We start from the raw sequence: 18,446 nt of genomic DNA, 5'->3' as shown, positions 1-18,446 counted from the left end.
TCGCCGCCGCGCATCCCGGCCCCAGATCGGGCGAACGCATCCAGTGAGGAACGCCATGACCGACGCAAGGGAACCGCTCGCGGGGGTGAAGGCCGCGGTGTTCGACGCCTACGGAACGCTGTTCGACGTGAATGCCGCGGTCCAGCGCTACGCGGAGGCGGTCGGGCCCGACGCGGTCCACCTCTCCGAGGTCTGGCGCAACAAGCAGCTGGAATACAGCTGGACCCTGTCGCTGATGGGCCGCTACGCCGCCTTCTGGGACCTCACCGTCCGGGCCCTCGATTACGCGCTGGCCGTCCACCCGCAGGTCGATCCCGGCCTGCGCGAGCGGCTGCTCGACGCCTACCGCGACCTCGACGCCTACCCGGAAGTCCCGGGCGTGCTGGCGGCCCTGCGCAAGCGCGGGATCCGCACCGCGGTGCTCACCAACGGCAACGCCGCCATGGTCGACCGGGCCGTGGCCTCGGCGGGCTTGGCCGACCACCTCGACGCGGTCCTGTCGGTGGATGACGCGCAGGTGTTCAAGACGCATCCCGATGCCTACCGGATCGCCCTGATCCGGCTCGCGGTCGGGGAGGGGGACGTGCTGTTCTGCTCCTCGAACCGGTGGGATGTGGCGGGCGCGGGCGCCTTCGGATTCCGGACCGCCTGGGTCAACCGCCGGGGGCTGCCGGACGAGTACGCGGACCTCGCGCCCACCAACGTGGTCACGTCTCTCGACGGGCTGCTCTGAGGGGGGGCGCAACCAAGTCCCCGGTCTCGGGGCAAGCTGCAAGGGGTCGGACCGTCTTTGCGAGCGCAGCGAAGCAATCCAGCTGCGCCACGCTCCGCGCTGTCGCGCTGCCCTGGTTCGCTTCGCTGCGCTCGCAAGGACGAGGCGGATAACGCCGCCGTCAGAGGTCGCGCCGCGGCTTATCTGGTACACAATCGAATTGGACCGCTTCGCGGATTTTTAATCCTCCCGGTGTTGGATCATCCTCAACACGAACGGGAGATGTTTCGCGTGTCCTTGAACGGTTCCTTCACGATGATCCGCGCCGGGGCCGCCGCCCTCGCCGCCACCCTGGTGCTCGGGGCCGTCGCTCCGGCCACCGCTCGCGACCAGACGGGTGCCATCGTCGGCGGCCTCGCGGCCGGCGTCGTCGGCGGCGTGGTGGGCAGCGCCCTCGTCAACGGCGCCAACCCGCCGCCGCCCCCGCCGGAGTACCGCCCGCGCCGCGTCGTGGTCGAGGAGCCCGAGACCGTCGTGGTGCGCGAGCGCCGCGGTCCGATCTGCCACTACGAGCGCCGCAAGGAGTGGCTCGGGGATGGCGAGTTCACCTATCGCCGCGTCGAGGTCTGCGAGTAAGTCTCCGCCCCGTTTGCGCGATCGGCGCCGCGTCCCCCGGGGGCGCGGCGTCTCTCATTTCACCACCAGCCAATCCTCGACCACGAGGGCGTCGAGGCCGGAGGTGTAGAACATCAGGATCGCGTCCTCCGCGCCGTGGAGGATCGGCTTGCCCATGACGTTGAAGCTGGTGTTGAGCAGGATCGGCACGCCCGTGATCGCCGCGAAGGCCCCGATCAGCGCCGCGTAGGCCGGGTTGCGTTCGGCCGTGACGCTCTGGAGCCGGCCGGTGCCGTCGGCGTGGACCACGGCCGGCACCCGGGCGCGGACCGCCTCTCGCCAGACCAGGGTCCGCTCCATGTAGGGGCTGTCAGCGTAATCCTCGAACCAGTCCGGCCCGGCCTCGGCCAGGATCGACGGCGCGAACGGCCGGAACGCCTCCCGGTACTTCACCTTGGCGTTGAGCGCGTCCTTGGCACCCTCCGGCCGTGGGTCGGCCAGGATCGAGCGGTTGCCGAGCGCGCGGGGCCCGAACTCGGCCCGGCCCTGCACCCAGCCGACGAGACCGCCCGCGCCCAGGATCCGCGCCGCCGCGCGGGTCGCCTCCGCGTGGCCGACGCGCTTGGCCCGCGGCTCCTGCTCGGCGAGCCGCTCCATCGGCGCCGTGGAGACCCGCGAGCCGAGATAGGGCGTGAGCGGCCGGGCGGCGGGCGGCGGACCGGCCCAGCCCGGATTGTCCTCCGCGTAGGCGAGCCACGCCGCGCCGACCGCGTTGCCGTCGTCGGCCGCGGCCGAGGGGACGTGCAGCCGGGTGAACCCGGACCGGCCGAGCACCCGGCCGTTATAGGACGAGTTCAGCCCACAGCCGCCAGCAATCACGAGATTCTCGGATGGCGCCAGGGCGTGTGCCTCGGCCACCAGCGCGTCCATCAAAGTCGCAAAAAGGTCCTGGCCGCAGCGGGCGAGGTCCGCCCATCCGTTCTCCAGGGCGTCGACGGGGCGGCGGGCGCGGATCTCCGCGGCCACCGCCCGGATCGTGTCCGCGTCGGCGAAGCGCAGGCGGTGCCCCTCGACCGTGCAGAGTCGGCCGAGCAGCGCGGCGAGGTCCGGATCGGGGCGGCCGTAGGGGGCGAGCCCCATGATCTTCCACTCTTCGCCCTTTACCTGGTCGAAGCCGGCGAGGTCGGTGATCAGCCCGTACAGGAAGCCCAGCGAGCCGCGCCCGCGGTGGCGGCGCAACTCGGTGATCCGGCCATCCTGCAACCGGTAGATCGCCGACGCGCCGGTCTCGCCCATGCCGTCGACCACCAGGGCGGTGGCGTCGTCGAACGGGCTGCCCCACAGGCCGTAGGCGGCGTGGCAGAGGTGGTGCGGGTAGCGCCGCTGCCCGGCGATCGTCGCGCGCGGCGCCGCGCCGGTGACCCGGGCCTCCTGGTTGAGGGCCAGCAGAGTGCCGTGGCCGGCTCGCTCCTGCGCGCCGTGAAGGTCGGCGATGAACACCCGCTCGGCCTGCTCGGGCACGAAGGAGCGGTTGAGCGCCGTGGTGTGGGCCGCGAGCGCCATCAGGTCGAACGCCCCGGCGCCGGCTTGGCCCCGCAGGAACTCGCTGAATTGCGGGCCCCAGGTCGAGGCGATGACGAGTTCGGAGCCTGGCGGGACGTGGTCCTTCAGCAGCGACGCCATCCGGATGGGGGCGTCCGGCTCGCAGTTCGGCGCCCGCTTGTACTGGAGGATGCGCTCGGCGGCCTCGGCGAAGAGCAGGGTGCCGTCGGGCCCGACCAGGGCGAGGGCAGGATCGTGGAAGGTGGTGGCGAGGCCGAGATAGAAGCGCATGCCGACGGGGCGTAGCGCATTTTTGCCCGCAGCGGACCCCGGAGCCGATCGACACCGGCATCGCGCGTGTCGGTGAAGCGACCCAGGGCAGCGCGCGATCTCTGGATGTGGTGAGTCCCTGGATTGCTTCGCTCCGCTCGCAAGGACGAGCGGCGCTTCAGGCCACGGGGAGCCGCGGCTTGGCCAGCAGCAGGATCGCCGCGCCGACGAGCCCCGAAAGGGCCGAGCCGGCGAGCACGCCGAGCTTCACGGCGGTCTCGTGCTGCGGATCCGCGAAGGCGAGGCCGCCAATGAACAGGCTCATGGTGAAGCCGATGCCGCACAAAACCGCGACGCCGTAGACCTGACCCCAGCCGGCCCCGGCCGGGCGCGTGGCCAGCCCAAGCGCGACGGCCAGCCGCAGGCTGGCGAACACCCCGGCCTGCTTGCCCAGGAACAGGCCCGCCGCGATGCCCAGGGTCACGGGCTGGAGCAGGGCGTCGGGCGTCAGACCGGCGAGGTCCACGCCCGCATTGGCGAAGCCGAAGATCGGCACCACCCCGTAGGTGATCCAGGGCGCGAGGGCGTGCTCCAGGCGATGGAGCGGCGAGTGCGCGTGCTCCGGCTTGCCGGGACTGACCCGGATGGGGATCGTGAGCGCCAGCAGCACCCCCGCGATCGTCGCATGGATTCCGGAGCGCAGCACGAGGACCCAGAGCACGAGGCCGAGGAGCCCGTAGGCCGGAAGCCAGGCGACGCCAGCCCGGTTCAGGCCGTAGAGGCCGGCGAGCACGAGGGCGGCGAGGCCCAGCATCGTGGCATCGAGCCCCGTGCTGTAGAACAGCGCGATCACCACCACGGCGCCGAGATCATCCACGATGGCGACCGCACTGAGGAAGATCTTCAGGGACACCGGCACGCGGGACCCGAGAAGCGCCAGGACACCCAGCGCGAAGGCGATGTCGGTCGCCGCCGGGATCGCCCAGCCCCGCAGGGTCGGGGCGCCGAGATTGGCCAGCGCGTAGAACCCGGCCGGCACCGCCATGCCGCCGAGCGCCGCGAAGCCCGGCAGGACCCGGTCGGGCCAGGTGCGCAGCCGCCCGTCGAGGGCCTCGCGCTTGATCTCCAGCCCGACCAGCAGGAAGAAGCCGGCCATCAGGCCGTCGTTGATCCAGTGCTGCACGCTCATCGGCCCGAGTTCGGCGTGGAGGGCGTGCGCGTAGGTCCCGGCGAAGGAGCCGTTGGCGACCACCAGCGCCAGGGCCGCCGCCGCCATCAGGATCAGGCCGCCCGCAGCCTCGCTGGCGAGCATCGTGCGGATGGCCGAGAGCGGGCGCGGGCGCCGCTTCGGGAGCGCGCGGCCGGAAGGCTGGGGCGATGTCATCGGCGGGGGCTTGCCGCGCATCCTGAGCTGGTACAAGCCCCCGGACCCGAAACCCTTACGACGTCCGCCCCAGGGCCGCGCGGATCAGCGCCAGCCCGTCCGGGCTCGACCACGCGGCCGGCCCCTTCATCACCCCAATGGTGCAGCCCTGGGCGTCGATCAGCATCGTGGTCGGCAGGCCGGGCGATTGGGTGTCACGCTGGATCGCCGGGAGGACCCGCCCTCCGGGATCGGCATAGAAAGCGAGGTCGCGGATGCCGGCCTGCTTGAGCCATTCCGGCGGCTTCTCGAGGTTGCGGGTGTCGACGTTGATCGCCACCACGGCGAAATCCGGTCCGCCAAGCTGCGCCTGAAGATGGTCGAGGGCCGGCATCTCGGCCTTGCACGGGGCGCACCACGTCGCCCAGAGATTCACGAGGAGCAGCCGGCCCTTCAGCTCGGCGAGCCCGGTCTCGGCGCCGTCCGGCCCCTTGAACCGGAGGTCGGGCGCAGGCCGGGCCTGGGGCAGGGCCTGCATGGCGGCGACCTCGCCCTTGGACGCCGCATCGACCCGGGCGAGCGCCGGCTTGGCGGCGGCGCAGGGCTGGAGGGCGCCGCCCGTGTTGCCGGGCACGAGACCGCTCCCGTATAGGGCGAGCCCGAGGACGGCGAGCGCGGCGACGCCCGCGCCGGCCAGGATGGGTGTGCGGCCGGGCATCAGCTTTGCCTGCCGGGGCGTTCAGGGCGCGGAAGGATCGACATGAGCAACCGGATGTGGGGTGGCCGCTTCGCGAGCGGCCCGGCGGAGATCATGGAGGAGATCAACGCCTCCATCGGATTCGACAAGCGCCTCGCGCCCCAGGATATCCGCGGCTCGCTGGCGCATGTGGCGATGCTCGGCCAAGCCGGCATCCTGCCGGCGGAGGATGTGGCCGCAATCGAGGCCGGGCTCAAGTCCGTGCGCGACGAGATCGAGGCCGGCACCTTCACGTTCAAGCGCGAGCTTGAGGACATCCACATGTCGGTGGAGAGCCGGCTGACCGAGATCGTCGGCGCGGCCGCCGGCCGCCTGCACACGGCGCGCTCGCGCAATGACCAGGTCGCCACCGACATGAAGCTCTGGGTGCGCGACACCCTCGATTCCCTCGACCAGCAGGCTGCCGACCTGCAGCGCGCCCTCAGCCAGACGGCGCTCAAGCATGCCGGCACCGTGATGCCGGGCTTCACCCATCTGCAATCGGCCCAGCCGGTGACCTTCGGCCACCATTGCCTGGCCTATGTCGAGATGCTGGCCCGCGACCGGGGCCGGTTCCGCGACGCGCGGGCGCGGCTCAACGAGTGCCCGCTCGGCGCCGCGGCGCTGGCTGGCACGTCCTTCCCGATCGACCGGCACGCCACCGCGGCGGCGCTCGGTTTCGACCGGCCGACCGCCAACTCGCTCGATTCGGTCGCCGACCGCGACTTCGCGCTGGAGGCGCTCGCGGCGGCCTCGATCTGCGCCGTGCACCTGTCGCGCTTCGCCGAGGAGCTGGTGGTCTGGACCTCGGCCCAGTTCAACTTCGTGCGGCTGTCGGACGGGTTCACCACCGGCTCGTCGATCATGCCGCAGAAGCGCAACCCCGACGCCGCCGAGCTGGTGCGGGCCAAGTCCGGCCGGATCATCGGCGCGCTGACCGGCCTGCTCATCGTCATGAAGGGCCTGCCGCTCGCCTATTCGAAGGACATGCAGGAGGACAAGGAAGGTACGTTCGACGCCCTCCAGGCCCTGTCCCTGTGCCTCGCCGCGCTGACCGGCATGGTGCAGGATCTGGAGCCCAACGCCGCGGTGCTCGCCCAGGCCGCCGGCTCCGGCTACGCCACCGCCACCGACCTCGCCGACTGGCTGGTGCGCGAGCTCGGCCTCCCGTTCCGGCAGGCGCATCACGTCACCGGCCGCCTCGTGGGCGCAGCCTCTGCCAAGGGCGTGGGGCTCGAAGAGCTGTCGCTGGCCGAGATGCAGGAGGCGGAGCCGCGCATCACCGACGCGGTCTACGCGGTGCTCGGCGTCGCGAACTCGGTGGCGAGCCGCACCAGCTACGGCGGCACCGCGCCCGAGAACGTTCGGGCGCAGGCGCAGGGCTGGATCGAGCGTCTGGCCTGACCGGATCCGGTCTTCGGCAACCGTCGGTCAGAGCGGCTGATCGGTGCGGAGGGCCCGGGATGATCGCCGGCCCGCCAGCTGCTCCATCGCGCCGAGCAGCGCCTCGGCCGCTTCGAGAAGCCGGTGGGCCATGCTCGGGACGCTCTCGTCCTCCGCGCTGCCCGGCCCACGCGTGACCGGGATGCCGGGCACCGGCTCGCGATCCGCCGGCCGGGGCAGCGCGGCTTCACCCGCCGCCTCCCGCGGATCCGGCCTGTCCGCGCCGACATCGCCCTCCGCCGCGGTGGCCTGCGTCGCGTCGGACACCGCCGCCTCGGCCTCGCCGACCAGAGTCGCGGGCGCCGCGCCGCCTTCGGCGCTGGTCCGCGCGGCGGCCTTGGCCAGAGCCGGCGAGACGAAGTCCGGCGTGGCCTCCGCGACGGCGTAGTCCTGCGCGGCGTCGGCGATCTGGCGGGCCAGCACGACCAGCTCCCGGGCGATACGCTCGGCCGTCTTGCGGTCGCCCGCCGCCCGTGCAGCCTGAGCCTCCGCGCGGAGCCGCACCAGCTTCCGCTCCGCTTCCTGGAGCAGGCGGGCCGCCATGTCGCGGATGCCGGTCGGCGCCACGGCCAGGGACGCCAGCAGGCTCTCCATCTCGGCTCGCCTGGCGGAGCGTAACGGCTCCGACGCGGCGCTGGCCGGACCAGCCAGCGCCGCCGTCGCGCCCGCGACGGAAGCGTGGGCGGGCGCCTGAGTGCGCTGAATCAACGGAACCGGCAGAACGCCGTTCACGATTCCCACCATCGCGACCCTACCGCTTCGACGAGCGGCCTCCATGTCGATCGCCAGACTCACGAGGCGTCGAGCCAGAAATGTGATCTGGATCGCGCCTTGCGGCAAGCTTTATGTCCAGCCGTGAAAGATTTCATTTCGCGTTTTGGGGCGAATACATGGTCGAAATATCCGGACAGAACTTGCACGCGGAGATGCGCGACCAACTGATTTCTACTCGTCGGAAGTTAATTCTGATCTCCGCGGCGCGCCGTGAGATCGGCGATCAAGTCCATCCTGTGACGAGCCGACGGGCCCGCGCTCTTCCGCGCCCGGCCCCAGCCCGACCCACTTACCCACAGGGCATCACCGGAATTGTGCATCGCAACCATCGCCCGGTCCGCGCGTTCAGCCTCTGGCTAAGTCTGTTCAGCTAGAAGCTTCGCCGTTTGGATCGGAGTTCGCAGGATGCCTGTCGAGAGTTGGCTGAACCCGGAGGACGTGCCGGATTTCGCGGCGCATGCCACGGCCATGGTCGATGCCGCTTTGACGGGTTCGGGCCTGACGCGTGAGTCCTACTGGGCCGCCGTGCGCAAGGGCTACAACACCCCCTACAACGATCCGCCGCGCAAGGAGGCCGCGCCCACGCGTGCCGCCCCCGCGCAGCCAAACGCGATCCCCGGGCCCATTGCGGCCGCCGTGGAACCGGTGGCCGTGCCGGCTGCCGTGATCGCCGCCCGGGCCGCGGAAGCCCGCGCGCTCTGAACACCGGAAGACGCGTCGCCATCTTGCCGACGCTTTACGCAAGCTTCACTAATCCCGATCCCCGGTGCGGTTCCTGACGGAGCCGCCCGTCGTCAGGAAGTGAAGATGGTCCGCGTCTCCCGCTTGCTCCCGGTCGGAGCCCTCGCCCTGCTCGCATCTGGGTTCGCCGCCGGTCTCACCGGCGGGCTCGTCGGCGGCGCCGCCCTTTCGGTGACCGCCGCACAGGCTCAGGAGGCCGCGCCCGATGCGGCGGCCGGCGAGGCCACCTCCGGGCGGCGCGGGCGCCGACACGGCCGCGAGCGGCCGAAGCGGGCCGAGAAGTCCACGGCGACGCCGCCAGGGATGCAGCAGGCGACGCCGGTGGCGATCTTCGGCGACTGGAACGTGTTCGTGAACGGCGACGGCCGCAACAAGCTCTGCTACGCCATCGCCCAGCCCCAGACCCGCTCGCCCAAGACCTTGAAGCGCGACACCGCCTACCTGTTCGTGAGCGTGCGCAAGGGCGAGAACGTGCAGAACGAGGTGGCGGTGATGCTGGGCTTCCCGTCGAAGCCCGCGGCGTCCCAGGTCAGGCCCGGCTCGGCCGCCGCCCCCACCGACCCGAGCCTGAATCTCGGCGCCAGCCGCTACGGCCTGGTGGTGAAGGACGGGAACGCCTGGCTGCAGAACCCGGCCGAGGAGGCGCGAGTCGTCTCGGAGATGAGTGCCCGCAATCCGAAGCTCGTGATCAAGACCACCTCCATGCGGGGGAGCCCGACGAGCGACGAATACGCGCTCGGCGGGTTCTCGGAGGCGATGAAGCGCACCCGCGAGGAGTGCAGCAAGTAGCCGCCGCTCAGGCGTGCCGGAGACGCGGCTGATCCCGCCGCGCCGCCGTCCGCGACCGGGTGCTCACGCGCGCCCGGGCCGCGCGGGCGGCCTGCTCGGCGGTGCGGAACACGGTCCCGTCGAGACCGTCAAAATCGCGCGCGGACGAGAAGAACCGCACGCCGCGCCCCTCGGGGACGGCGATCCCGGCGGTGATCTCGCCGATCTCGATCACCCGGGCCGGCTCGGCGTCGAAACGGTCCTCGGGCTCCAGACGGTTTTCGGGCCTGAGGTCTGCGTGGAGACTTTGCATGGGGTGGACACTCCGTGGGCCGGCGTGACGCCTGGCCGGATCGCGATGCGGGCTGCGGATGGTCGGCGGTCTAGCGTCGACAGCGCCGGCGATCGGCGCGGGAGCCCTGCGCGTTCGGGAGCGGGTTACGAAGGGAACGAGGTCGGCTCGTCATCGGATGTCCTCCAGACTGAAGGACCGCGCGGCACGGGGCCGTCGCAGTGCTTTAGCGTTTGATGACGCGGCGCAAGCTACGCTTCTCAAATCACCGCGGCCGGAGCGGGAGCGGGCTCTCCTCCAGCACCCTCAAAGATGGAGGTGCGGCCGCGGGACGTCAACGGAACGGGTTTCCGATTTTGCGGTCGCGCTTGGCAGGAAGCCGGTGCTGTCTGTGTCCCCCGTAGGTGGGACCGTTCAGGGGCCACCGATCACCGCGGAGAGGTCGGAGAAATCCGAGAAGATGGGCGTGGCCCCGGCGCGCACGAGATCGGTGCCGGCCGGATCGTGCCCCCAATGGCCGCCGCCGGTGAAGCCCGCGACCCGCATGCCGGCGCTCCTCGCGGCCGTGACCCCGGGGACGCTGTCCTCGATCACGAGGCAGGCGGCGGGTTCGGCGCCCATGCGCTCGGCGGCGAACAGGAACAGGTCGGGGAACGGCTTGCCCCGCGCCACCTGCGCCGAGGAGAAGACGTGGTCGCCGAACAGCGGCAGCAATCCGGTCAGGCCCAGGGAGTGGCGCAGGCGGACCGGGTCGCTGCTCGACGCCACGCAGACCGGAAGGCCCAGGCCGGAAACCGCCGCGGCGACGCCGCGCATCGCCTTCAGCTCGGTGTCGAATAGGGCCAGCGTCTCGGTCTTGACCGCGTCGACGAAGCCCGGCGATGCCGTGATGCCGTAATCCGCCGCGATATGCGCCATGATCGAGGCCATGGAGGTGCCCGTGAAGCGCGCCCGCACGGTGGCGAGATCGATCGCCACGCCGATGCGGTTGAGGCCCGCCGTCAGGCAGGCCAGGCTCAGCGGCTCGCTGTCGACCAGAACGCCGTCGCAATCGAAGATCACGAGGCTGGGATTCGTCGCGCGCGTGTTCAATCCGGCCGTCCCCGCACGGCCTTCCGCCGCCGGCCGACCCTGTGGCACGCGCTCACCGGACCGGCAACCGCGCGGCCGCGGCGCTTGCACCGGGCGTCCGAGACCCATACTCCCGTGACGGGCGCCTTCCGGGGCGCGCAGGCAAAGCTCACCGGCAAGGCTCCGAAGGCCCCGCGATGTTCCGCTTCCTGGCCCGCGTCCTGGGCTTTCTTCTAATGGCCGGCGGCTTCGTCGCGTTGGTGTATGATGGCGCCCGCTCGATCGCCAATAACGGCCTGCGGGTGACGCCGCTCTCCGACGTGATCGCCACCCTGTTCAAGGACAAGGCCGGTGCCCTGCAGGGCAGCGTCGAGGGGGCGGCGCCCTGGCTCTGGCACATCCTCGGCCTGCCGCTCACCCTGGCGCCGGTCTCGCTGATCGGGCTCGGCCTCGGCGCGGTGCTGCTCTGGCTCGGCCAGCCGGGTCGGGAGCCGATCGGCTTCCTGACGAAGCCCTGAGCGCGCGCGGCGCCGGGTTCTAGCGCGCGGCGAGCTTCGCCCGGGCTTCCGCGAGTTCGCCCTCCAGCCGCTCGATCTCGGCGGTGAGCGCGTAATGCTCGCTGACGTCGAGTTGCGAGGCGAAGAAGTAGACGACCTTGCCGTCCGCATCCCGCACCGGCCCGACATACAGGGCATTGTGGAAGGTCGAGCCGTCCTTGCGGTAGTTGAGCAGGTCGACCCGGATGTCGACCTCCTGCCGGACCGCGTCGCGGATCCGGTCGATCGCCGCCGGATTGGTCTCCGGTCCCTGAAGAAAGCGGCAATTGCGGCCGAGCACCTCGAACCGCGTATAGCCGGTGAGCTTCAGGAAGGCGTTGTTCGCGAAGACGATCGGGTTGTCGTACTGACTCGGATCCGTGACGATCATCGGCATCCGGGTCGCGCGCACGGCCGCGGCGAACGGATCGCCCCGATGCGCGTCCGCCTTCAGCTCGTCCGGCACGTGGCTCGTGGCGGTTCCGCCCGTATCCATCCGGCTCAGCCCCTCTCAGCCCGATGCGCTTAGGCCCGCAGGCCGCGCTCTTGCCCCGCTACAAGCCGTAAATTGCAGACGCGGTCCAGTCCATCAGCCAGGTTTCGCGTCGACCAAGACGAGAAGCTCGCCCAACTGGGGCGATTTCGGCCACTTCTGATTGAAACCTGGCTCGGGCAGCGCGTCGGTGATCCTGCCCCTGCGGGCATCCGGGATGCCGGGCCCGCCGCCTGGCCTCACGGGCCCGTGGCGGGCCGCGGCTTCATGCCGGGTGCCGCGGGCGTGAGGAAGTTGCCCCCCAATTGGGGCGTGCTGTTGGGGCTGCGGAGCACGATCAGCACGCTGCCCAGCACGGAGAGGGCGACGGCGACGGCGAAGAGAAGGAAGAGCCAGCGGGGCATGCCTGGGCGTTAGCACATCACCACGGCGGATCGAACAGGGCGCGCGGCAGGCCGGCGCGGTTATCAGCCGCGCCGCTTTCGAAAGCGGGCCGATGGGCTGGCCGAAGAGCCGGTGCCGACCCGCATCGCCCCGAAGGTTCGGAAACACCGCGCGGCTCTGCGGTGCGTGGAGGAACGATCACTCGCGCAAAGCGATGCCCTACTGCGCATCACGCGCAAACGGAGCTGTCCGCATGTTCATGAAGCTCGATCGCCTGCAGGCCGAACTGCCCCAGCCGAAGAAGCCCGACCCCAACGCGGCGGCGGCGCTCCAGGAACTGCTCGGCGGCAAATACGGCGAGATGTCGACTTTGGGCAACTACATGTTCCAGAGCTTCAATTTCCGCAATAAATCGAAGCTCCGACCGTTCTACAGCTTGGTGTCCAGCATCTTCGCAGAAGAGCTCGGGCACGTCGAACTGGTTTCGACGGGCATCGCGATGCTCAACAACGGTCCGGGCGACGACACCGAGGAGGTCGATCTGTCCAAGGCGCCGTTCCACGACATGCAGGACATCCGGCTCGCCGGCAGCTTCCTCAGCAACGGCGGCGGCGCGACGCCCATCAACTCGAATGCCCAGTCGTGGAACGTCGACATGGTCACGACGACGGGCAACATCATCATCGACCTGCTGCACAACTTCCATCTGGAATGCGGCGCCCGCCTCCACAAGCTGCGCGTCTACGAGACCTTGAAGGACCCGACCGGTCGGGAAGTCTGCGGCTACCTGCTCGTGCGCGGATCGGTCCACGCGCACGCCTACGCGCTGGCGCTCAAGAAGCTCACCGGTGTCGAGATCGAGAAGATGCTTCCGACCCCGAACATCGTCCTCGACAAGATCCCCGAGTGCCAGAAGTACCTTCAGGAAGGCTCGCACCGGCGGCTCTACCGGTTCAGCCCGGACGACTACAAAGAGGCGGCGGGCGTCTGGTCGAACGACGAGGTGGCGCTGCCGGGCGATCCGCCCGGGAATCTGGAGGTTGTCGACGGATTGCCCGAAGGCGGCAAGATCCCGGAGCTCGACGGCAATTACGGCGCCTTCGCACCGAACTACGCGCCCGAGGAGATCTTCGAGATCGCGAGCAAGCTCTACAAGAAGGGGCGCTGACCGCCTTCGCCCAGGACGCCCACGGGAGCGAGCGCGGCGAGACGTGCCGCGCTCCGTCGCCTCGCCCCGGCGGCCTGCGCAGGCCGGGGCTGCCGCGTGACGCGGCCTACGGCGCCTTCAGCACCGTCCGGCAGGCGGCAGGCAGCGCCGCCATGGTCATGGCCGGCTTCGGCTTCGGCGGCACCTTCGGGGGCTTCGGGTGGAGCACCGCGTCCGAGAACCAGTAGCCGAGGTCGTCGCAGCCATCGCCGGCCGGGGGCGCGCCCTGCGGCTGGCAATCCTCCTGGCCGGCCGGGCAGGCGAGCCGGATATGGTAGTGGTAGTTGTGCCCGTACATCGGGCGGACCTTCGACATCCAGCGGCTGCCCGCGGCGTCGCGGCAGAGCGCCTTCTTGATCGCCGCGTTGACGAAGATGCGCTCCACCTCCGGCTGCTCGGCCGTCAGCTTGATCAACTGCAGGTGGGTAGGCGTCCAGACCTCCGGGTCGATGTCGAGGCGGTCGCGGCGGACCATGTCGGTGGCCGAGGTCTCCTCGCGCTCCGCCCGACTCATGCGGTGGTCGGGCATCGGCGTCAGCCAGACGTCGGCGTCGATGCCGATCTGGTGCGAGGCGTGGCCGGTGATCATCGGGCCGCCCCGGGGCTGGGCCATGTCGCCCACCAGCAGCCCCGGCCAGCCGACCCGAACGGCCTTCTGCGACAGCCGCTCGATGAAATCGACCAGGTAGGGCGTGCCCCACATCCGGTTGCGTGACGGGCGCATGACCTGCCAGTTCGGCCCGTCCATCGGCAGGGCCTCGCCCCCGGAGAAGCAGCCCTTGGCGTAGAAGCCGTAGATGCGGGCCGGTCCGGAGGACGCCTTGGTCACGCGCCCGAACAGGGCCTTGGCGGGAGTCGAGGGCGCGTCCGGGTGCTCCAGCGGCGGCAGCGGTTTCGGGTTGACGCTGCCGCGGTCCTGGGCGTGCGCGGCGGCCGGCAGGAGCAGGGCGGCGAGCGCGAGGCTCTGGGCGAAACGCGGCATCGGCATGCGGGGGCTGTTCGTCCGGCTTGAGTGGGAGGGCGCGCGTGCCCCACACCGATCGTCGCCCAGGGGCGGGGCGTTTTTCGGGCAGACCGCGCCGGTCAGGCAAATCAGTCGGGAGGCGGCCCTGCGTGCCACCCGGCCCGCACCTGCGGGAAGACCGGGCCCCGCGGTCCGGATCCGGCGCGGACGACCGCAAGAGGGCCCGTTTCGGCCTGCCGAATGGCCCAAGCTCGTTCCTGGCGGGAGTATCGGGCGCTGGATTTCTGTCCGCCTTCAGCATTCGTGCGACAGCACACAGGCAGCATCTGTCGATGACTCGCGCCGGGATGAAGGCTCGGCCTCCAGACCGTTAACAAACAGGATCTCCAGCTGCGGAGTCGCCCCATGCACCGCACATCGACAGAGGCTCACAAAGTCCAAAGCTCGCTCGCTGGCCGGCAGGCCGGGCAGCCCGTCCGGACATCAGATCTGGCGTGGGCTGTGATCGGCGTTGCTCTTCTTGGCGCTGTCTGCCTCTTGCTCGCGGCCAGCTTGGCCACGGAGGCCCAACGTCTCGTCGACCTGACTGGAACGGTGAGCTGAAGATCCCCAGTCTCGGCCGGACCGCGAGCAGAATCCGACACTTTCGGCGCAGGCTCACCTGGGCGCGGGCTGATGGACGATGCAGGCTTGGCCGGGCCGCACGCCGGCCGTCACGGCAGGGTGAGCGCCTGACCGGTTCGCGCTACCGCCGCTGTCGGTCCACGCGCACGGAGACCCCGCGTCGGAAAGGGCACGTAGTTCGTCGCGTCCATTCCACTGTCACGTCGGGACCAAACCTCTGGCCGCACGAGACTGCGGACGGCCGTGAGATGATCGTCTCGAAAGCCGGGCGGACCGGTCTGCCTTCGCTGCGCCGCTGCGCGGGTTCCGCCCCGCGGATCGAGACGCGGCTGTCGCATCTTCGCTCGGGGACGATCGCGTCTCCTGCGTCACGCTCGGCTTGGCGAGGCTGCCTTCCGCGCGCGCCCGCGTGCAGCGTCCGTCCGGACGCCGTGTGAGCCGACGGCACCTCCATGGACCCTGACTCCAGGGCTCATGTGTCTAAAATCATGAGTCCCGCCCCCCGTCCGCTTTCTGAGAGTCCCGATCTCGTGCCGCATGCGACCGAACTGATCGCCATCATCGCCCTCGGGCTGACGCTTGCCTTCATCTGCGGAATGGTCGCCCAACGTCTCAGGCTGCCGCCCCTGGTCGGCTATCTGCTCGCGGGGGTACTTGTGGGCCCCTACACACCGGGATTTGTCGGCGACAGCAATCTAACCGGTCAGCTGGCAGAGATTGGTGTGATCCTGCTGATGTTCGGGGTCGGTCTGCACTTCTCTTTCAAGGATCTGATGAGCGTGCGCGCCATCGCCTTGCCCGGAGCCGTGGTGCAGATCATTGCGGCCACCGCGATGGGCGTCGGCCTCGCTCTGGCGTGGGGGTGGAGCCTCGGCCAAGGACTGGTCTTCGGTCTGGCTCTATCCGTCGCGAGCACCGTGGTCCTGCTGCGAGCCCTGGAGGAGCGCGGTCTGCTCGACACCGACAATGGGCGCATCGCCGTGGGCTGGCTCATCGTCGAAGATCTGGCGATGGTGCTCGCGCTCGTCGTCCTGCCAGTCCTTGCCCCCTCCCTCGGGGGCGAGGCGGGAGGGGCCGCGCACGGCACAGTCCACGCGCTCACCGACTTCATCGGGCACTTCATCGGCCCTGACTATGCCGGCAGCCTGCTGCTCACCATCCTTCTGACCTTCGCCAAAGTCGCGATCTTCGCGAGCCTGATGCTGGTTGGCGGACGCCGCTTCGTACCCTGGTTGCTCGATCAGGCGGCGCGTACCGGCTCGCGGGAGCTTTTCACCCTCGCCGTCCTGGCGATGGCGCTGGGGATCGCCTTCGGCTCGGCGGAACTGTTCGGGGTTTCGTTCGCCCTCGGGGCCTTCTTCGCGGGCATGGTGCTCGCCGAGTCCGATCTCAGTCATCAGGCCGCCGCCGACTCCCTGCCCCTGCAGGATGCCTTCGCTGTGCTGTTCTTCGTCTCCATCGGGATGCTGTTCGATCCAAGCATCCTCCTCCGCGAGCCGCTCTCGTCCCTGGCGGTGCTCGGCGTGATCATGATCGGCAAATCGCTCGCCGCCGTGGCGATCGTGCTGGCATTCCGACACCCGATCGGCACGGCTCTGACGATCGCCGCGAGTCTGGCCCAGATCGGCGAGTTCTCCTTCATCCTGGTGACGCTGGGTCTGTCGCTGAAACTGCTGCCGGAAGAAGGGCGCAATCTGATCCTGGGCGGTGCGCTCCTTTCGATCACGCTGAACCCAGTTTTCTTCGCTCTCGTGACGCGGATCGAGCAGGCTCTCGCCACGCGTCCCGGCCTCGCGACGCGCTTCGCGCGCAGGCGCGTGCCCGATGTGGCGGAGACGGTCGGGCGGTCGCAGCGGCGCGACCACGTCGTGATCGTCGGCTACGGGCGCGTCGGCAGCAGTATCGGAACGACGCTGCAGGCGTGGGATCTGCCGTATGTGGTGGTCGAGCGGGACCGGCGTCGCGTGCTCGATCTGCGCGCAGCGGGCGTTCCGGCCGTCTTCGGGGACGCGACAGCGCCCGGCATTCTCGAAGCGGCGCGCATCGGCGCGGCGCGTCTGCTTGTGGTCGCCACGCCCGACCCGCACCAAGCGCGCCGGCTTGTCGAGGCGGCACGCGCGTCGAACCCGAAGATCGACACGGTGGTCCGTACCCACAGCGACGTCGAGCGGCGACACCTCGAAGAGGATCGGGTGGGACTCGTCTTGATGGCCGAGCGGGAACTGGCACTCGGCATGTCGCTCTACGCGCTGCGCAGCCTTGGCGTGCGAGAGGGTGAGGCACGCCTGTTCATCGACTCGGCCCGAACCGAGAGTCAGTTCGGATCGGACAAGACGGCGGGACCCGTCAAAGGAAGCCCCGAATTGCGACATCAGCACGATGCAGGGGCCGACGGGATTTCCTGACTCTTCCGTTCAACGCGCGACGGACGGGCAGCATTCCGAATGGGCGAACGGCCATCGGCACGGCTGGCGTGGGCCAGGATCGCAATGGCCGCTCGGAATGGTCCGGCTGGTCCGCTTCGGAGCGGCACGCGCGTCGAAGCGGACGTCACCGTCACGTGCGGCGATACCTCGAACCATGCCTCCGTTCACGCAAGCGCCCTGCAGCCTCACTCAACCTCTTCGTCGACGCGCGAGAGGAACGAGTCCGGAACCTGTATTCCAAGATTCTTTGCTTTCTGCATATTTACGGATAAATAGAAATGCGTATTGAGTTGAACCGGCAGTTTTCCGACCTGAGCGCCGTCTAATATCTTCCTGACATAGCCCGCGGCTTTTTTGTAAGCATCTGCTTCCTCAGGGCCATAAGCGACGAGCGCTTCGTCTTGCGTGGTTGCCTTGTTATAGGCGACGACCGGAACGCCATTCCTCTCCGAGACTGAGCTTATTGTTCGACGATGGATGAAATTGAAACTGTCGTTCATGAGAACGAGACCACATTTTTTGCTCGATAAAGCGCTTATTGCAGCCTCAATGTCCTTCTCGTCGGCAACGGGCAATAGCGCCGATGTCATATTCATTGATCGCGCTGTCTCCTCGAAGGGCGAGACGTAGTATTTATAGTATGGTGCGGTATTGGGGTTATACATCATCGAGACGCACGACATGCCTGGCACCAATTCCTTGAGGTATTGGACCCATTTCCCAGCAATGCTACCCTCTGAATTGATAAATCCGCTCACGTTTTTTCCCGGAGCGGCCAGATTCTCCACGAATCCACTGCCGACTGGATCGGCCACTGTCGCGAACACGATCGGTATCGTCTTCGTTTCCTGTAGAAGGGCGCGGACGACGGGGGTGGTGGCAGCAAAGATCGCATCGGGCTGGCTTGATACAATGCGCTTTGCGTGAGATTTGGCGGCATCAATGTTTCCGCCGGCCCAATAATAATCGTGCTGGAATGCGATATTTCTTGGCGTGCTCATCTCCAGAGTATCTGTGAAATTCTTAACGAGGCTATGAGCTGCGGCGTCAGTCTCCGAAAAATTTGTGATGATCGCAACTTTCTTCCGCGGTTGACTCTGCTCACCCACGGCGAGGGTCGAGCACATTGTGAGTGCCAGGCACGAAAGGGCAATTTTTTTAAGCATTGCTGTATCCGATCGTCCAGCGCCAATGCCGAATGTGATTGGTGTGAGGCTCGGATCTTAAGCCGAATGCAATGGTTTTGGGAAAGGTAAATCGTACAAACCAGATTATCAAGGGAGAGGCTGAAGCGGAGATCGGGCACTTACTCTCACCTTTGCCGTGATAGCCGAGGTTAAAGCACAAGGGCCGGGATCAGGATCTGACTTCGAAATTCGCTGCCGATAAAGCCGTACGTCGAGTCCGACGGCCGGGTGTAACCGCGGACCTTCTCGGGAAGCGCCGACGGCGGTCCGAGTGTCTGGGTTGGGTGGGGTGGCTTTC

The 18,446-nt window shown here is 69.0% G+C and carries 17 protein-coding genes; 8 read left to right on the top strand and 9 right to left on the bottom strand.

Annotation, left to right across the window (positions count from 1 at the left end):
- The first annotated feature begins 55 nt into the window (after positions 1–55).
- Together AC3WSN_RS20940 and AC3WSN_RS20935 are read left to right on the top strand one after the other, a co-directional pair.
- Positions 56–733: a haloacid dehalogenase type II gene (locus AC3WSN_RS20940; protein WP_192710772.1), complete on the top strand. Its 678-nt coding sequence runs from the start codon at positions 56–58 to the stop codon at positions 731–733.
- Positions 734–994: 261 nt separating this feature from the next.
- Positions 995–1,348: a hypothetical protein gene (locus AC3WSN_RS20935; protein ID WP_192710773.1), complete on the top strand. Its 354-nt coding sequence runs from the start codon at positions 995–997 to the stop codon at positions 1,346–1,348.
- 54 nt (positions 1,349–1,402) lie between these two features.
- On the opposite strand, the gene AC3WSN_RS20930 is transcribed toward AC3WSN_RS20935, so the two are convergent.
- The 3 genes from AC3WSN_RS20930 to tlpA form a co-directional block, all read right to left on the bottom strand.
- Positions 1,403–3,160, bottom strand: coding sequence for a carbamoyltransferase family protein (locus AC3WSN_RS20930; RefSeq protein WP_492540505.1), 1,758 nt, complete (start codon positions 3,158–3,160; stop codon positions 1,403–1,405).
- 157 nt (positions 3,161–3,317) lie between these two features.
- Positions 3,318–4,523, bottom strand: a complete 1,206-nt coding sequence (gene nhaA, locus AC3WSN_RS20925; RefSeq protein WP_492540503.1) for a Na+/H+ antiporter NhaA — start codon at positions 4,521–4,523, stop codon at positions 3,318–3,320.
- Positions 4,524–4,578: 55 nt separating this feature from the next.
- Entirely contained in the window at positions 4,579–5,220 is a 642-nt protein-coding gene (gene tlpA / locus AC3WSN_RS20920) for a thiol:disulfide interchange protein TlpA (RefSeq protein WP_492540501.1), read from the bottom strand.
- A 42-nt stretch (positions 5,221–5,262) separates the two neighbouring features.
- Between tlpA and argH the strand changes: the two genes are divergently transcribed.
- Complete coding sequence (argH, locus tag AC3WSN_RS20915) at positions 5,263–6,642, top strand: argininosuccinate lyase (protein ID WP_492540499.1); 1,380 nt, start codon at positions 5,263–5,265, stop codon at positions 6,640–6,642.
- A 27-nt stretch (positions 6,643–6,669) separates the two neighbouring features.
- On the opposite strand, the gene AC3WSN_RS20910 is transcribed toward argH, so the two are convergent.
- Positions 6,670–7,275: a hypothetical protein gene (locus tag AC3WSN_RS20910; protein WP_192710778.1), complete on the bottom strand. Its 606-nt coding sequence runs from the start codon at positions 7,273–7,275 to the stop codon at positions 6,670–6,672.
- A gap of 585 nt (positions 7,276–7,860) precedes the next feature.
- Between AC3WSN_RS20910 and AC3WSN_RS20905 the strand changes: the two genes are divergently transcribed.
- Together AC3WSN_RS20905 and AC3WSN_RS20900 are read left to right on the top strand one after the other, a co-directional pair.
- The gene (locus AC3WSN_RS20905; RefSeq protein WP_192710779.1) at positions 7,861–8,157 is read left to right on the top strand and encodes a hypothetical protein; all 297 of its coding nucleotides are present in this window, start codon (positions 7,861–7,863) and stop codon (positions 8,155–8,157) included.
- Between the two features lie 105 nt (positions 8,158–8,262).
- Positions 8,263–8,985: an invasion associated locus b family protein gene (locus AC3WSN_RS20900; protein ID WP_492540497.1), complete on the top strand. Its 723-nt coding sequence runs from the start codon at positions 8,263–8,265 to the stop codon at positions 8,983–8,985.
- A 7-nt stretch (positions 8,986–8,992) separates the two neighbouring features.
- On the opposite strand, the gene AC3WSN_RS20895 is transcribed toward AC3WSN_RS20900, so the two are convergent.
- Entirely contained in the window at positions 8,993–9,277 is a 285-nt protein-coding gene (locus AC3WSN_RS20895) for a hypothetical protein (protein WP_192710781.1), read from the bottom strand.
- Between the two features lie 393 nt (positions 9,278–9,670).
- Positions 9,671–10,348, bottom strand: coding sequence for an HAD family hydrolase (locus AC3WSN_RS20890; protein WP_492540494.1), 678 nt, complete (start codon positions 10,346–10,348; stop codon positions 9,671–9,673).
- A gap of 176 nt (positions 10,349–10,524) precedes the next feature.
- Here AC3WSN_RS20890 and AC3WSN_RS20885 point away from each other — a divergent pair, with 176 nt between their 5' ends.
- Positions 10,525–10,845, top strand: a complete 321-nt coding sequence (locus tag AC3WSN_RS20885) for a PetM family of cytochrome b6f complex subunit 7 (RefSeq protein WP_192710783.1) — start codon at positions 10,525–10,527, stop codon at positions 10,843–10,845.
- 19 nt (positions 10,846–10,864) lie between these two features.
- Here the strand turns inward: AC3WSN_RS20885 and AC3WSN_RS20880 are convergent, their stop codons facing one another.
- Entirely contained in the window at positions 10,865–11,359 is a 495-nt protein-coding gene (locus tag AC3WSN_RS20880; protein WP_492540492.1) for a PAS domain-containing protein, read from the bottom strand.
- 634 nt (positions 11,360–11,993) lie between these two features.
- Here AC3WSN_RS20880 and AC3WSN_RS20875 point away from each other — a divergent pair.
- The gene (locus tag AC3WSN_RS20875; protein ID WP_192710785.1) at positions 11,994–12,908 is read left to right on the top strand and encodes a manganese catalase family protein; all 915 of its coding nucleotides are present in this window, start codon (positions 11,994–11,996) and stop codon (positions 12,906–12,908) included.
- A gap of 106 nt (positions 12,909–13,014) precedes the next feature.
- Here AC3WSN_RS20875 and mepA read toward each other — a convergent pair whose 3' ends face one another.
- Positions 13,015–13,935, bottom strand: coding sequence for a penicillin-insensitive murein endopeptidase (gene mepA / locus AC3WSN_RS20870; protein ID WP_192710786.1), 921 nt, complete (start codon positions 13,933–13,935; stop codon positions 13,015–13,017).
- A 1,130-nt stretch (positions 13,936–15,065) separates the two neighbouring features.
- On the opposite strand from mepA, the gene AC3WSN_RS20865 reads away from it, so the two are divergent.
- Positions 15,066–16,940 carry a cation:proton antiporter domain-containing protein gene (locus tag AC3WSN_RS20865; protein WP_492540489.1) on the top strand — a complete coding sequence of 625 codons (1,875 nt, stop codon included), beginning with the start codon at positions 15,066–15,068 and terminating at the stop codon, positions 16,938–16,940.
- Between the two features lie 206 nt (positions 16,941–17,146).
- On the opposite strand, the gene AC3WSN_RS20860 is transcribed toward AC3WSN_RS20865, so the two are convergent.
- A complete protein-coding gene (locus tag AC3WSN_RS20860) occupies positions 17,147–18,070 on the bottom strand; it encodes an ABC transporter substrate-binding protein (RefSeq protein ID WP_492540487.1) in 924 nt (307 codons plus the stop codon).
- Positions 18,071–18,446 lie beyond the last annotated feature (376 nt).

It is taken from the genome of Methylobacterium sp. FW102-HT35C08 (assembly GCF_058790235.1).
The sequence above is the reverse complement of the archived record's forward strand: the minus strand, read 5'-3'. Positions and strand labels throughout refer to the sequence as shown.

Coding starts and splice junctions, on each gene's coding strand:
- AC3WSN_RS20940 (WP_192710772.1), top strand. CDS start 56: ATGACCGACGCAAGGGAACCGCTCGCGGGGGTGAAGGCCGCGGTGTTC.
- AC3WSN_RS20935 (WP_192710773.1), top strand. CDS start 995: ATGTTTCGCGTGTCCTTGAACGGTTCCTTCACGATGATCCGCGCCGGG.
- AC3WSN_RS20930 (WP_492540505.1), bottom strand. CDS start 3,160: ATGCGCTTCTATCTCGGCCTCGCCACCACCTTCCACGATCCTGCCCTC.
- nhaA (WP_492540503.1), bottom strand. CDS start 4,523: ATGACATCGCCCCAGCCTTCCGGCCGCGCGCTCCCGAAGCGGCGCCCG.
- tlpA (WP_492540501.1), bottom strand. CDS start 5,220: ATGCCCGGCCGCACACCCATCCTGGCCGGCGCGGGCGTCGCCGCGCTC.
- argH (WP_492540499.1), top strand. CDS start 5,263: ATGAGCAACCGGATGTGGGGTGGCCGCTTCGCGAGCGGCCCGGCGGAG.
- AC3WSN_RS20910 (WP_192710778.1), bottom strand. CDS start 7,275: ATGGAGAGCCTGCTGGCGTCCCTGGCCGTGGCGCCGACCGGCATCCGC.
- AC3WSN_RS20905 (WP_192710779.1), top strand. CDS start 7,861: ATGCCTGTCGAGAGTTGGCTGAACCCGGAGGACGTGCCGGATTTCGCG.
- AC3WSN_RS20900 (WP_492540497.1), top strand. CDS start 8,263: ATGGTCCGCGTCTCCCGCTTGCTCCCGGTCGGAGCCCTCGCCCTGCTC.
- AC3WSN_RS20895 (WP_192710781.1), bottom strand. CDS start 9,277: ATGCAAAGTCTCCACGCAGACCTCAGGCCCGAAAACCGTCTGGAGCCC.
- AC3WSN_RS20885 (WP_192710783.1), top strand. CDS start 10,525: ATGTTCCGCTTCCTGGCCCGCGTCCTGGGCTTTCTTCTAATGGCCGGC.
- AC3WSN_RS20880 (WP_492540492.1), bottom strand. CDS start 11,359: ATGGATACGGGCGGAACCGCCACGAGCCACGTGCCGGACGAGCTGAAG.
- AC3WSN_RS20875 (WP_192710785.1), top strand. CDS start 11,994: ATGTTCATGAAGCTCGATCGCCTGCAGGCCGAACTGCCCCAGCCGAAG.
- mepA (WP_192710786.1), bottom strand. CDS start 13,935: ATGCCGATGCCGCGTTTCGCCCAGAGCCTCGCGCTCGCCGCCCTGCTC.